This is a genomic window from Entomomonas sp. E2T0 (assembly GCF_025985425.1).
Classification (GTDB): domain Bacteria; phylum Pseudomonadota; class Gammaproteobacteria; order Pseudomonadales; family Pseudomonadaceae; genus Entomomonas.
Genome location: NZ_CP094972.1, coordinates 86653 through 101038 on the forward strand (window position 1 = coordinate 86653; position 14386 = coordinate 101038).

The 14386-nt window shown below is 36.4% G+C and carries 14 protein-coding genes; 8 read left to right on the top strand and 6 right to left on the bottom strand.

Annotated elements, in window-relative coordinates:
* Positions 1–40: 40 nt before the first annotated feature.
* Positions 41–1132: an NADH:flavin oxidoreductase/NADH oxidase gene (locus tag MTZ49_RS00435; protein WP_264746471.1), complete on the top strand. Its 1092-nt coding sequence runs from the start codon at positions 41–43 to the stop codon at positions 1130–1132.
* A gap of 46 nt (positions 1133–1178) precedes the next feature.
* On the opposite strand, the gene ptsP is transcribed toward MTZ49_RS00435, so the two are convergent.
* Both ptsP and rppH read right to left on the bottom strand, forming a co-directional pair.
* Positions 1179–3446, bottom strand: a complete 2268-nt coding sequence (gene ptsP / locus MTZ49_RS00440) for a phosphoenolpyruvate--protein phosphotransferase (protein WP_264746472.1) — start codon at positions 3444–3446, stop codon at positions 1179–1181.
* A 19-nt stretch (positions 3447–3465) separates the two neighbouring features.
* The gene (gene rppH, locus MTZ49_RS00445; protein WP_264746473.1) at positions 3466–3948 is read right to left on the bottom strand and encodes an RNA pyrophosphohydrolase; all 483 of its coding nucleotides are present in this window, start codon (positions 3946–3948) and stop codon (positions 3466–3468) included.
* 289 nt (positions 3949–4237) lie between these two features.
* Here rppH and MTZ49_RS00450 point away from each other — a divergent pair, with 289 nt between their 5' ends.
* From MTZ49_RS00450 to MTZ49_RS00460, 3 genes are all read left to right on the top strand, one after another.
* Complete coding sequence (locus MTZ49_RS00450; RefSeq protein WP_264746474.1) at positions 4238–4894, top strand: HAD family hydrolase; 657 nt, start codon at positions 4238–4240, stop codon at positions 4892–4894.
* Between the two features lie 62 nt (positions 4895–4956).
* Positions 4957–5523 (top strand): NADPH-dependent FMN reductase, encoded by a 567-nt coding sequence (locus MTZ49_RS00455; protein WP_264746475.1) that lies wholly within the window; start codon positions 4957–4959, stop codon positions 5521–5523.
* 168 nt (positions 5524–5691) lie between these two features.
* A complete protein-coding gene (locus MTZ49_RS00460) occupies positions 5692–6423 on the top strand; it encodes a sulfite exporter TauE/SafE family protein (protein WP_264746476.1) in 732 nt (243 codons plus the stop codon).
* Here MTZ49_RS00460 and MTZ49_RS00465 read toward each other — a convergent pair.
* Positions 6418–7305 carry a LysR family transcriptional regulator gene (locus tag MTZ49_RS00465; RefSeq protein ID WP_264746477.1) on the bottom strand — a complete coding sequence of 296 codons (888 nt, stop codon included), beginning with the start codon at positions 7303–7305 and terminating at the stop codon, positions 6418–6420. The two genes, MTZ49_RS00460 and MTZ49_RS00465, sit on opposite strands and share 6 nt — an antisense overlap.
* 95 nt (positions 7306–7400) lie before the next feature.
* On the bottom strand, positions 7401–8651 hold the full coding sequence (gene icd / locus MTZ49_RS00470; RefSeq protein ID WP_201090969.1) for an NADP-dependent isocitrate dehydrogenase: 1251 nt from the start codon (positions 8649–8651) through the stop codon (positions 7401–7403).
* A gap of 207 nt (positions 8652–8858) precedes the next feature.
* Between icd and MTZ49_RS00475 the strand changes: the two genes are divergently transcribed.
* From MTZ49_RS00475 to hflD, 3 genes are read left to right on the top strand one after another with little or no spacing between them, the layout of a single operon-like run.
* Positions 8859–9296: an NUDIX hydrolase gene (locus MTZ49_RS00475; RefSeq protein ID WP_264746478.1), complete on the top strand. Its 438-nt coding sequence runs from the start codon at positions 8859–8861 to the stop codon at positions 9294–9296.
* A 45-nt stretch (positions 9297–9341) separates the two neighbouring features.
* Complete coding sequence (gene mnmA, locus MTZ49_RS00480; protein WP_264746479.1) at positions 9342–10463, top strand: tRNA 2-thiouridine(34) synthase MnmA; 1122 nt, start codon at positions 9342–9344, stop codon at positions 10461–10463.
* A gap of 4 nt (positions 10464–10467) precedes the next feature.
* Positions 10468–11085: a high frequency lysogenization protein HflD gene (gene hflD / locus MTZ49_RS00485; protein WP_264746480.1), complete on the top strand. Its 618-nt coding sequence runs from the start codon at positions 10468–10470 to the stop codon at positions 11083–11085.
* An 81-nt stretch (positions 11086–11166) separates the two neighbouring features.
* Here hflD and MTZ49_RS00490 read toward each other — a convergent pair whose 3' ends face one another.
* Together MTZ49_RS00490 and norR are read right to left on the bottom strand one after the other, a co-directional pair.
* Positions 11167–11301 (bottom strand): hypothetical protein, encoded by a 135-nt coding sequence (locus tag MTZ49_RS00490; protein ID WP_264746481.1) that lies wholly within the window; start codon positions 11299–11301, stop codon positions 11167–11169.
* A 184-nt stretch (positions 11302–11485) separates the two neighbouring features.
* Positions 11486–13045, bottom strand: coding sequence for a nitric oxide reductase transcriptional regulator NorR (gene norR, locus MTZ49_RS00495; protein ID WP_264746482.1), 1560 nt, complete (start codon positions 13043–13045; stop codon positions 11486–11488).
* A gap of 155 nt (positions 13046–13200) precedes the next feature.
* On the opposite strand from norR, the gene hmpA reads away from it, so the two are divergent.
* Positions 13201–14376 carry an NO-inducible flavohemoprotein gene (gene hmpA / locus MTZ49_RS00500; protein ID WP_264746483.1) on the top strand — a complete coding sequence of 392 codons (1176 nt, stop codon included), beginning with the start codon at positions 13201–13203 and terminating at the stop codon, positions 14374–14376.
* Positions 14377–14386 lie beyond the last annotated feature (10 nt).

Here is a 14386-nt window from a genome sequence, read left to right on the forward strand (position 1 = left end):
CGCATAATAATTACATATAGCTAAAAGATTGGAGAGAAGAATGACTAAATTGTTTAGCCCTATCATCATTGATCAACAAACCTTAGAAAATCGCGTAATTATTCCCCCTATGTGCCAATACTCTGCTATAGATGGTAAGCCTACAGACTGGCATAAAATGCATTATGGCTCACTGTCTCATTCAGGCGCTGGCCTACTTATTTTTGAAGCCACTTCAATTTGCCCTGACGGCCGTCTTTCTCCCTATGATCTTGGAATATGGGATGATGAAACAGAAGCAGCAATGTCTAAACTAATCAAGTCGATTAGAAAATATTCCGCTATACCTTTGGGTATCCAACTTGTTCATGCTGGCCGTAAAGCCTCTATGCCAGAACCTTGGAAAGAAAATAAATATATAACACCACAACAAGGTGGCTGGAAAACCGTTGCGCCTTCTGCCATTGCCTATGATGATAACCATGATACACCTAAAGAGTTAACAACTGATGAGATAAAAACTATTATCAAACAGTTTGCAGAGGCAGCTAAACGAGCAGATGATGCTGGCTTTGATATGATTGAAATTCATGGTGCACATGGCTATTTAATCCATCAATTCCTCTCACCTCTTAGTAATAAACGTACTGATGAATATGGTGGCCCATTAGAAAATAGAATTCGTTTTGCTGTTGAAATATTCAAAGCTATTCGTAAAGTAGTATCAATGGAAAAAGCGGTGGGTATTCGTATCTCTGCTACTGATTGGGTAGAAGGTGGTTGGGATTTAGAGCAATCTATCGCGCTTGCTAAAACATTAAAAGATTTAGGCTGTAGTTTTATTGATGTTTCTACTGGAGCCTTACATAAAGATCAAAAAATCCCTGTGGGTCCTAACTATCAAGTTCCTTTTGCACAAGCTATTAAAGAACAAGTAGCGATGCCAACGATGACGGTTGGTTTAATTACTGAAGCCACACAAGCACAAGGTATTATTGGAACGGGCCAAGCAGATATGGTGGCCATTGGTCGTGGCATGTTATACAACCCTCACTGGGCATGGCAAGCAGCAGCAGAGTTAGGTGCACAAGTAACTGCTCCACCACAATACTTACGTTGCCAACCACACCAATATAAAAATCTCTTTAAATAACTCAATAAAAAAGGCGGGTTTTCCCGCCTTTTTTATTTAAAACTTTTCAGTTTATCTTTTTACTGGGAGCAACAATACGTTTTAATCCTAAACGAGATAACTCAAGATTAATAATACTTTTTACCACTTGTGGGTCATCTTGTTTTAAAACATCGTCTAAAATTTCTTTGGCCTTCACCATGGTTAATTGTCTAAGCACCCATTTAACTTTAGGTAAATTGGTAGCATTCATTGATAACGAATCAAACCCCATAGCCAGTAATAAAATTGCAGCAGCTGGATCACCAGCCATTTCACCACATATACTAGCGGTTTTACCTTCTGCATGACAGTCTTTAACTGTTTTATATAAACTGTGCAACACCGCAGGATGATAATAATTATAAAGCTCAGCTACACGTGCATTATTACGATCAACTGCTAATAAATATTGGGTTAAATCGTTAGAACCTACAGAGACAAAATCCACTTCTTTGGCTAACACTCTAGTGAGGAATACCGCACTAGGCACTTCTATCATGACTCCAATAGGCGGCATCTCTACCTCTATGCCTTCCTCTCTTACTTCAAACCATGCTCTATTAATCATTCGTAAAGCATGCTCAACCTCATGCACAGAAGAAATCATAGGTAATAAGATTTTAAGATTACCCAGTCCTTCACTAGCCTTAAGCATTGCACGAATTTGTAGGATAAAAATCTCTGGATGATCAAGGGTAATTCGAATACCACGCCAACCTAGGAATGGATTTTCTTCTTCAATAGGAAAATAAGGTAATGACTTATCCCCACCAATATCCAATGTACGCATGGTGACAGGTAAGGGATGAAAAGCTTCTAACTGTTGCCGATAAATAGCCATTTGTTCTTTTTCACTTGGAAAAGAACTACTTATCATAAAAGGCACTTCAGTACGGTATAAACCTACCCCTTCTGCACCTCGTTGTTGTGCCTTATCTACATCCGCTTGTAAACCTGTATTAACCCATAACGAAATACGATGCCCATCTAAAGTAACACAGGGTAAATCACGCAATATATTAAGACTAGCTAATAACTGCTTTTCTTCCTCTGCCATTGATAAGTAATACTGGCATAGCTCTTCACTGGGGTTAGTAATGACTTCTCCAAAGAAGCCATTTACAATAATCTTTAAGCCATCCATCTTACGGTAAGGTAATTCTGCCACCCCCATTACCGCAGGTATTCCCATTGCTCTTGCTAAAATTGCTACATGGGAGTTACTTGAGCCTAATACAGAAACAATACCTATTAACTTGCCTTCAGGTACTTCACTAAGCATTGATGGGCTAATTTCCTCACTCACTAAAATAGTGTCATCAGGAAACTCCATATTTGCTTGGTCACGCTTTTGTAATTGTTCTAATAAACGTTGACCTAAATCTTTAATATCTACTGCGCGCTCTTTTAAATAAGGGTCATTCATTGCCTCAAAACGTTGCACATACTGTAGTATTACATCTCTAATTGCACCTTGCGCCCACTGCCCATCTCTGATTGTTTTTTCGATATCACCTATTAGCACGTCATCTTCTAACATTAAAAGATAAGCATCGAATAAGGCTAAGTCATCTGGGCGTAGCTGTTTGGCAAGTTTAATAGAGGTTTTTTGAATATTTTTACGTACAGCCTCAATGGCACTTTCAAATAAATCTAATTCAACTTGTATTTCTTTAGTTTTACGATCAGGTACTGCTTCTAGATCAGCAGGTGGTAAAACTACCATGGCTTGTCCTACAACAGCCCCTGATGCACCAATCACCCCCACAAAACGCGCTTCTTGTGGTGATCTTTTAGAAGGAGAAACACTGCCTGAGGCCTCAGCATGCGCGATTACACCAGCTAGCTGTGTACCCATGGTTACAATAAAGGATACTTCTTCCTCACTGAACTCACGACGTTCTTTTTGCTGTACAACAAGCACACCCAATACTTGGCCATTATGAATAATGGGCGTACCTAAAAATGATGAATAACGCTCTTCACCTGTTTCCGCAAAATAACGATATTGTGGATGATCAGAAGCATTAGGTAAATTTAATGGTTCTTGACGTGTCCCCACTAACCCTACCAAACCTTCATCACTTTCTAAATGTACCTTACCAATAGCACGCTTATTTAGACCTTCAGTAGCCATTAATATATATTGGTCTGTTTCTGCATCCAACAAATAAACCGAGCATACCTGTACTGACATCATTTCTTTAACGCGCAATACAATAATACCAAGAGCTGTTTTCAGATCTTTGGCAGCATTGACTTCCTGAACAATTTTGCGCAGTGCATCAAGCATAATAAGCTAGTACTCCGATTTATTTAGTTATTTGAGGTGCTCTTAAAATTAACTCTTTCATGGCTCGCCGATAAACTTCTCGTTTAAAATTAACAACTTGCCGCAATGGATACCAATAACTTACCCATTGCCAGCTATCAAACTCGGGTTTGTCACCATTGGTTAAACAAACCTTATTATCATCTGCCAATAACTTTAACAAAAACCACTTTTGCTTTTGACCAATACAACGTGGCTGAGTTTTTGAACGAATTAACCATTCAGGTAATCGATATCGTAACCATCCACCTGTACATGCTAGGACTTGCACATCTTGCTCTGTCAACCCAATTTCTTCATACAACTCACGATACAAGGCATCCTCAGGTTTTTCACCCTGTTGAATACCTCCCTGCGGGAACTGCCATGCATCTTGATGAATACGTTTGGCCCATAAAACTTGACCTAGGTTGTTAGTAAGAATTAGTCCGACATTCAGGCGAAAACCATCTGAATCTATCACACTAACCATCTCCAAAAATTATTACTACCATTGTTCCATAAAATTGCATTATTCAAAAGCAGATAATATCAATACAATACAAATTTTCTTTTAGTAAATATTAATTTGGCTTTAATAATGAAATAAATACTAACAATTCATTGCAAGATACAAATCTAATGCTAACAATTAGTAACGCTAAATCCCTATAATAAATACGACTATTCTCTAGTCTATGAATACTCATAAAACCATGACGTTATTCTTTTGAATGGTTAAAATGACACTATATTTAAAACAGAGATGATATATGAAACTAGCTTTATTTGATCTTGATAACACTCTTCTTGCTGGCGATAGTGATCATGCGTGGGGAGATTGGTTATGTAAATGGGGTATTCTCGATAAAGCTCATTACAAAGCAAAAAATGATGAGTTTTACGAAAAATACCAAGCTGGCATAATGGATGTTAAAGAGTATTTAAACTTTAGCCTAGCTATTTTAGGTAAAGCTTCCATTAAACAACTGCATGAGTGGCAGCTGCAGTTTATGCAAGACACGATTGAACCAATGATCTTAAAAAAAGGGGAAGAGCTTTTAGAACAGCATCGTAAGGAAGGTCATAAGTTAGTCATCATCACAGCAACTAACCGCTTTATCACTGAACCTATTGCTAAACGCCTTGGTGTAAATAACTTGATAGCTACTGAATGTGAAATGAAAGATGGCCATTATACAGGTAGATCTACAGGCGTTCCTTGTTATCAAGAAGGTAAAGTAACTCGCCTTAATGACTGGCTTAAACAAAATAATGCAGACCTTGAAGGTAGTTATTTTTATAGTGACTCTAAGAATGACCTACCTCTACTATCATTAGTGGAAAACCCTATTGCAGTAGATCCAGATGAGGAGTTAAGAAAGCATGCTCAAACACAAGGTTGGTCTATTATTTCTTTAAGAAACTAGAACAATTACTTTTTTGTAATATTAAATAAATTTGTTTATCAACTTTTAAGTAGGAAGAAAATATGACAACAACTTATAAAGTTTCTGTTTTAGTGGGTAGTTTACGTAAAGGTTCTTATAATAGAAAATTAGCAGAAGCAATGATTAAAATGGCTCCACCCACACTATCTTTAGAGATTGTTGAAATTGGTGAATTACCCTTCTATAACGAAGATATAGATAATGAAACTCCTCCAGCTAGTTATACTAGTTTCCGCGAAAAAATCAGAGCATCTGATGCTATTTTAATCGTTAGCCCAGAATATAATCGCTCAGTGCCTGCTGTATTAAAAAATGCCTTAGATGTAGGTTCACGCCCTTATGGCAAAAGCGTTTGGAATGAAAAGCCAACAGCTGTTATTACTGCATCTACAGGAACTATTGGCGGTTTCGGAGCAAACCATCATATTCGTCAATCATTAGTTTTCTTAAATATGCCCTGTATGCAACAGCCTGAAACTTACCTTGGTGGTATAGCTGACGCTTTTGATGAAGCTGGTAATTTAAATGAACGTACCCACAACTTTGTGAAGAATATTGTGGAAGCCTACGATAAATGGGTAAGACGTTTACTCGATTTATCTCTTTAATATTAATAAAAAGCCCACTGAATGTGGGCTTTTTTATATCATCACTACTATTAATTAGTTTCCTCCAAATTTTCCTTAGACCTAGTCAGGTAAAACCAAATACCCCCTCTACTTAATTTTAGATAAGCTAATTTTCAATATATTCTTATGTAACTTATTAGAGCACTTATGTTGATACTTATTATTATCTTAATTTTCCTACTAGCAGGAGTAGTGAAAGGGGTTATAGGCTTAGGTTTACCCACGATAGCCATGGGCCTACTAACACTCTTCTTCCCTCCAGCAGTTGCGGCTGGATTACTAATTATTCCCTCTTTAGTAACCAATATCTGGCAGTTATGGTTAGGTGAAAATTTTTGGCCACTATTTAAACGACTATGGCCAATGATTCTAGGTATAGTAATAGGTACTTTATGGAGTATTCTACCTCCACTTACTTCATCAAACTCTTGGGTAGGCTCTGCTTTAGGTATTATTCTTTGTTTGTATGGAATATGGGGTATAGCAGGTAAAAAACTACCAAATGCAGTTAAAAATGAGCATTGGCTTTCCCCTTTAGTTGGTTATATAACAGGTACTATTACAGCAGCTACAGGTGTTTTTGTATTACCTGCTGTTCCCTATTTACAAACATTGCATTTAAATAAAAATCAATTGATACAAGCGTTAGGATTATCTTTTACCGCCTCAACTATTGCACTTGCCATACAACTTTTGATACAGGCTGACTTACCTACAGTGAATTATGGATTATCAATTTTAGCTGTAGTTCCTGCACTAATTGGTATGTATTTTGGACAATTATTACGTAATATTATTAGTGAGCAAGTTTTTCGCCGCTATTTTTTCATAGGGTTAATTCTGTTAGGAAGCTATATGATAATTAAAGATTTGCTATAAATTATTGGTTGTTAAACAATCAATAAAATCTCGATAGTACTGTGGAAGTTCGTTAAAACAATGGCTACAAATAACTAATTTACGTTTAGCCCAACTGTCTTTTAAAGTAACTATACTAATATCTTTATGAGCTAATCGCTGTGCGGTATAGCGTGGCACAATAGCGATCCCCACACCATTAGCTACCACTTGGTATACTGCATCGAATGAACTTAAGCGTACTCGATAGTTAAGCCGTTTACCTAGCTGTTTGACGTGGCTTTCAATATACTGTTGTAATGCTAAATGCTCCATTAATCCTATAAATTCTTCTTGTACAATATCTTGTAAAGAAACCTCTGAATGTGATCCTAAAGAATGTTGTTGATGCACAATGACAACTAACTCATCATCACAAAAAGGTAATTGTTGCAAACCTTGCAATTGAACAGAATTGGACACTATCCCCAATGGTAACGTTTTACTTTTTAAACCATGTACAATATCAAGGCTTAGCTTTTCTTGTAATGTGAAAGAAATATGAGGGTTATTTTTTAAAAAATAAGCTATTTTATTAGGTAAATATTCATTTAATGCTGATGAATTACAAGCTAATAAAATATGTCCATGCAACCCTTTACTGTATTGAAAAAGCTCATCACGCATATAGTCAACATCTTGTAAAACGCTAATAGCATGTTGTAAAAAAACTCTTCCTACCTCTGTAGTAATCACACCTGTTTTCGAACGGATTAATAACGGTGTACCTAACTCATCTTCAATACCTTTGATTCGTTCACTGGCTGATTGTAATGTTATACAGGAATTTGCTGCGCCCCCCGTAATACTTCCTGCATTACACACATTAACAAATAATCGTAAATCAACAAGATCAAATCGCATACCCTATCCATTCCAAGCAGTTATTTTGTTATTTAATAAGCAACAAAGGGAACTATAAAGTTCCCTTTGTTAGACTGCATAAGAAATTACATCTATTACATATTAGCAATAATTGCATCACCAAATTGTGAACAAGAAAGCAATTTAGCACCTTCCATTAAACGTTCAAAGTCATAAGTTACAGTTTTAGCAGCAATTGCCCCATCAATACCTTTGATGATTAAATCAGCTGCTTCATACCAACCCATATGACGTAACATCATTTCAGCAGAAAGGATCACTGAACCTGGGTTAACTTTATCTTGGCCAGCATATTTTGGAGCAGTACCGTGTGTTGCTTCAAACATAGCAATTGAATCAGAAAGGTTAGCACCTGGCGCAATACCAATACCACCCACTTGAGCTGCTAATGCATCAGACAAGTAGTCACCATTTAGGTTAAGCGTTGCAATTACATCGTACTCAGCAGGACGTAATAAGATTTGTTGTAACATAGCATCAGCAATAGCATCTTTTACAATGATATTTTTGCCAGTTTTTGGGTTCTTGAACTGCATCCAAGGACCACCATCAAGTAATTCAGCACCAAATTCTTTCTGAGCTACTTCATAACCCCAATCTTTGAAAGCACCCTCTGTGAATTTCATAATATTGCCCTTATGAACAATAGTTAATGATTCACGATCGTTATCAATAGTGTACTGTAATGCCTTACGTACTAAACGCTTAGTACCTTCTTCAGATACTGGCTTAATGCCAATACCACAATGTTCAGTGAAACGAATTTTCTTAACACCCATTTCTTTGGTTAAGAATTCAATTACTTTTTTAGCTTCTGGGCTATCAGCTTTCCATTCAACACCTGCATAGATATCTTCAGAGTTCTCACGGAAGATAACCATATCTACTAAACCTGGCTCTTTAACTGGGCTTGGAACGCCTTTGAACCAACGTACTGGACGTTGACACACATATAAATCTAATTGTTGACGTAATGCTACGTTTAATGAACGGATACCACCACCCACTGGCGTAGTTAATGGACCTTTAATAGAAACAACATAGTCACGAACTGCTGCTAATGTTTCATCAGGTAACCAAGTGTCTTTATCGTATACTTGAGTCGCTTTTTCACCCGCATATACTTCCATCCATTCAATTTTACGTTTGCTGCCATAAGCTTTTTCAATAGCAGCATCTACCACTTTAATCATTACTGGGCTGATATCGACACCAATACCATCACCTTCAATAAAAGGGATAATCGGATTATCAGGAACATTGAGAGAAAAATCTTGGTTTACAGTAATTTTTTGACCATTTGCCGGAACTTTAATTTTAGTCATTACAAAACTCCATCGTTTTATTATGTATTAACAATATGCTATAAGAAGAGACAATTCTTTTACTAAATAATTCTACTTATATAAAAATAGCTCTCAATGCCCAAATAGGCGACTATTTTTGTAGTTTTCACCTATAATCTTACACACTTTAAGGTTTAAACTGTAGTAAATTGCTAATTATACCACTTAAATAGGAATGAGGAAATTATGCGCTTTCTCCCCCATGTTACCGTTGCTACTATTGTTGAAGATCAAGGGCGCTTTTTAATGGTAGAAGAAATCAAAAATAATCGCAAAGTTTTAAACCAACCAGCAGGGCACCTTGAAAGAAACGAAACACTATTGGCAGCAGCATTGCGTGAAACATTGGAAGAAACTGCATGGGATGTAGAGTTAACAGGCGTTATCGGCATTTACCTATTCACAGGGGATAACGGTATTAGTTATCAACGAATTTGCTTTGCTGCTAATCCTATTAAACATCATCCTGACAAACCTTTAGATGATGGTATTATAAATGCCGTTTGGCTAACTCGTGATGAGTTAATAACAAAACGTGACCATTGGCGTAATCCCATGATCTTAAATTGCATTGATGACTACTTAGCAGGACATATTTATCCATTAAGCGTTATTCGTGACTAATTTTCTGTTAAAATGAGTCTCTTTAATCGATTATCTAAATTATTTATGAAGTTTGATCCAGCTAACACTCGTGTTATCGTCGGCATGTCTGGCGGTGTAGACTCATCGGTTTCCGCATTGCTCCTTCAACAACAAGGCTTCCAAGTAGAAGGCCTATTTATGAAGAACTGGGAAGAAGATGACGGTACAGAATATTGTACGGCTAAAGAAGATTTAGCTGATGCGCAAGCTGTGTGTGATAAATTAGGAATTAAGCTACATACAGCTAATTTTGCGGCTGAATATTGGGATAATGTTTTTGAACATTTTTTAGAAGAATATAAAGCAGGCCGTACCCCCAACCCAGATATTCTTTGCAATAGAGAAATTAAATTTAAAGCATTTTTAGACTACGCCTTAATGCTAGATGCTGAGCTTATTGCTACTGGTCATTATGTGCGTCGACATGATGAGAATGGCCAGACCTTATTATTAAAAGGACTAGACCCAAATAAGGATCAAAGTTACTTTTTACATGCAGTAGCAGGTGAACAATTAGCTAAAAGCTTATTTCCTGTTGGTGAATTAGAAAAACCTGCTGTTCGAGCTATAGCTGAACAATATGACCTAATTACTGCTAGAAAAAAAGACTCCACAGGTATTTGCTTTATTGGTGAACGTCGCTTTAGTGACTTTCTGAAACAATACCTCCCTGCTCAACCCGGTGATATTAAAACGACAACAGGTGAAGTGATAGGTAAACACCATGGTTTGATGTATCACACCATTGGTCAACGCCAAGGATTAGGCATTGGCGGTTTAAAAAATGCCTCTGAAGAACCTTGGTATGTCATGGCAAAAGACTTACAACGCAATGTACTCATAGTTGGACAAGGTAATGATAATCCTTGTTTATTTGCCAATGCTTTAACCTGCAAAGAAATCTATTGGGTTAATCCTATTGATTTAAGCAAGCCTTTAGCACTTACAGCTAAAGTCAGATATCGCCAAGCAGATCAAGCCTGTACACTAGCCAAAACAGACAATGGTTACCATATTAGTTTTGATCAACCACAACGTGCTGTAACACCCGGACAATCAGTTGTGTTCTATCAAAACGAGATTTGTTTAGGCGGTGGGGTTATAGAAACAGTAGAGCCAGACCCTCTTATATTAATTAAAGAATGACATTATGACTAAACAACAAGAACAATTAATAGCTTTAGGTGCAATATTCACTGCTGCCTTACAAGTAGATAAATTAGCAAGAACAGGTCTAGTCGATGAGCCTGTTGTAAAATGCTTAATTAATAGTTTATTGGTTATTGATCCACAAAGTACTTTAGATGTATACGGTGGTAATGATAGTGAGCTAGTAGATGGTTACCATTTTTTATGTAGATTTTTAGAGCGAAACTCTGGTATCTCTCGTGAGGCACTCCGTTATGGTTTATCACTTATTTTGTTAGAACGTAAACTTAGCAGTAATAGTGCTATGCTTAATACAATTAGTACACGCTTAGAGCAAATCCGCAGTAAAGTAGAACACTTTGGTATTATGCATGATAATGTAACAGCTGCCTGTGGTGCTTTATATGAGGAAACTATCAGTACTTTTAACCATCGTATTCAAGTGATGGGGGATGTTAGTTATCTACAACAACCCAATGCTGCTGCTCAAATACGTACCCTATTATTAGCAGGTATTCGTTCTGCTATGCTATGGCATCAATTAGGTGGTAGACGTTGGCAATTACTATTTAAAAGAAAAAAATTATTAGCTGACTTATTACAACGTCTTCAATATTAATAAAAAATCTATCTTACAACTATTACTAACCATAAAAACAAAGGTAAGTGTTAACTTACCTTTATTTCAGCTTTACAAAGATCATTTTTTACCTTTGTGAGTACTATTATTTCCTGGTTGCTTATGCCCTTGATCCTTCGTTTTATCGTCTTTTTTAATGCTAGTTTCAGTAGCAGTTTTTTTAGATTTATCATCGTGCTTAATATCTTTGTTCATTTTTATTCTCCTATAGAATGTCTGAACATTGTTAGGTAAGATATCTTACCTATGTTTAGACTATGCCTTAACAACATACCTAACCATCAGGCTTTAGTAGAAAAATATTAAATTATTCATAAGGTTATTTATACTAAAGGGGCATTCGCTAAAGAAATTTACACCTCAAAAATGTAAGCACATATTATTTTCTTAATTGAAGGCGTTTTAATAATCTAGCAAGATTCGCCCGATTTACTCCTAATTCACGTGCTGTTGCTGATAGATTATTTTGATGCACTTGTAATCGTTCACTAATATAATTACGTAAAAAGTCATCTTGAATAATTCTTAAATCTTTCCCCTGAGCTTCAGGAGAAAGTGCTATAGGAGTTGTTTCTATCTCCTCATAAACAGTATCTAACAACTGTAAGTCCTGTTTAGATATTGAAAGAATTGTTTGTTTATTAGCAACAGATCGACTTAACAATCGTAATGCAGCACGAGCAATAACATGTTCTAACTCTCGAACATTACCTGGCCACGAATAAGACAATAATGCTGCCTGGGCTAGAGGTTCCAAACGCAATGCTCGAAGCCCTAAACGAGAACGATTTTGCTCTAAAAAATAACCAGCTAACAATAAAGTATCATTACCACGCTCACGTAATGGCGGGATATGCATGGGATACACGCTTAAACGATGGTACAAATCTGCACGAAAGCGCCCTTCTTTTACTTCATTAGCTAAATCACGATTAGTAGCAGCTACAATACGTACATTTACATGTAACTCTTTATCAGCACCCACTCGCTGCAATTGGCCATTTTGTAATACTCTTAATAACTTAGCTTGTGCAACTAAAGGTAGCTCACCCACTTCATCTAAAAATAAAGTACCATTATTAGCTTGCTCGAATTTACCTGCACGATCACTAATAGCCCCAGAAAAAGCACCTTTCACATGACCAAATAACTCACTTTCAATCAGGTTTTCTGGTAATGCAGCACAATTAACTGCCACTAATGGTTGACGATTTCTAGTAGAGGCTTGATGAATACCATAAGCTACTAACTCCTTACCAACACCAGTTTCCCCCGTAATTAAAACCGTTAAATCACTATTAGCTACTAGCTCTATTTCCTTCTTTAATTTTAAGAAGGGTTCACTTTCACCTATCCACTTATGGATAGGCTGCGTAATAGCTAAACGAAAAGATTCTGCCCGTTCTTGTTCTAACTTAGCTTGTGACCTTAATTCTTCTATACGCTCCCCAACATTAACAGTAGCTACTGTTAGGCTAGCTATTAATTGTAATAGATTAAAATCTACACTATCAAAGCTATTACGTTCCAATGCATCTAAGGTTAATAAGCCCCATAATTTACCATGACAAAATAATACACAGCCCATGCAGTCATGAACTTCTAATTGTTGACTTGTTACTCCATCAATCAGGCCATCATATGGATCAGGTAATGGACTATTCGCTGGAAAGCGCATTGGCTCGGGACAGTCTAATAATATTTTAAAACGCGGATGATCATCAATTGCAAAACGACGACCTAAGGTATCTTTACTAAGTCCATTGACTGCTAAAGGAACAAGATAGTCACCATCTAAACGTAATAATGCTACGGCATCACAAGAGATAAGACGGCGTATAGCCATTAGTAATCGTTGATAACGTTCCACTGTTGGTAATTCTAGTGCTAAGTCATCCACTAAGGTAGTAATACTATTAAGCCAAGATAATGTAGTCATAATTATTCTTTGTAGTTAAATAAACCTACTCAAATAGTATCATAATGACTTATGAAAAATACATCTTATTGATAAATAATATATTCCTAAATGGCACATATCTTGATAGTAGATAACTCCAAAGTAATTAAGTAATAAATAAATGGAGATATCTGATGTTAACCAATGCCCAGCGTAATATTATTAAAGCAACTGTTCCCCTATTAGAAACAGGTGGTGAAACACTAACAAAGCATTTTTATAATATCATGCTGAATGAATATACGGATGTAAGACCACTGTTCAATAAAACTAACCAAATAACAGGTGATCAGCCTCGGGCTTTAGCTCATAGTATTCTTATGTATGCCAAGCATATTGATAATCTTGAGAACCTAGGTAATCTTGTCTCTATAATTACTAACAAACATGCTGCACTACAAGTATTACCTGAACAATATGCTATTGTGGGCACTTGTATATTACGTGCAATTCGTGAGGTATTAGGTACAGAGATTGCGACAGACGAAGTCATTGAAGCATGGCGAGTAGCATATGGACAATTAGCTGATGTATTAATTAAGGTAGAAGAAAATCTTTACCAACAACAAGAAGATGTGACAGGTGGCTGGCGTGGAGAACGTTTATTTAGAGTAGCTAAAAAAGTTCCAGAAAGCAGCGAAGTTGTGTCTTTTTACCTAGAACCTAAAGATGGCAAAGCAATTATTCACCATAAACCGGGGCAATATTTAGGTTTACGTTTTGTACTCTTAGAAGGTGAACAACGTCGCAACTACTCTATTTCTGAAGCAGCAAATGGCAAATATTATAGAATTAGTGTTAAGCGTGAGAATCAAGGTGTTATCTCTAATCACTTGCATGACCATGTTAAAGAAGGTGATATTATCCGTGTTTACCCACCTTTTGGTGACTTCACTTTACAAGAAAGTGATAAACCTTTGGTATTAATTTCTGGTGGTGTTGGTGTTACACCTATTTTATCTATGTTGCAAGCAGCATTAACGACTCAACGCTCTATTTATTTTATTCACGCTGCGCGTAATGCAGAAGTAGATGGTTTTAGAAATTGGATTAGGGAACAACAAAAAACACATAATAACCTACATTGTTTTTATTGTTATGAACAAGATTCTAATAAATTAGCTGATGCAGAAGGTATGATAGATAAATCATTACTAGCAAAATGGTTACCAGCAAATAAAGATATTGATGCTTATTTCTTAGGTCCTAAACCTTTTATGGTTACCATAAAAAAAGCGTTAAAAGAATTGGGTGTACCCGAATCACAAACCCATTATGAGTTTTTTGGGCCAGCCAGTGAATTAGCTTAGATATTATCAT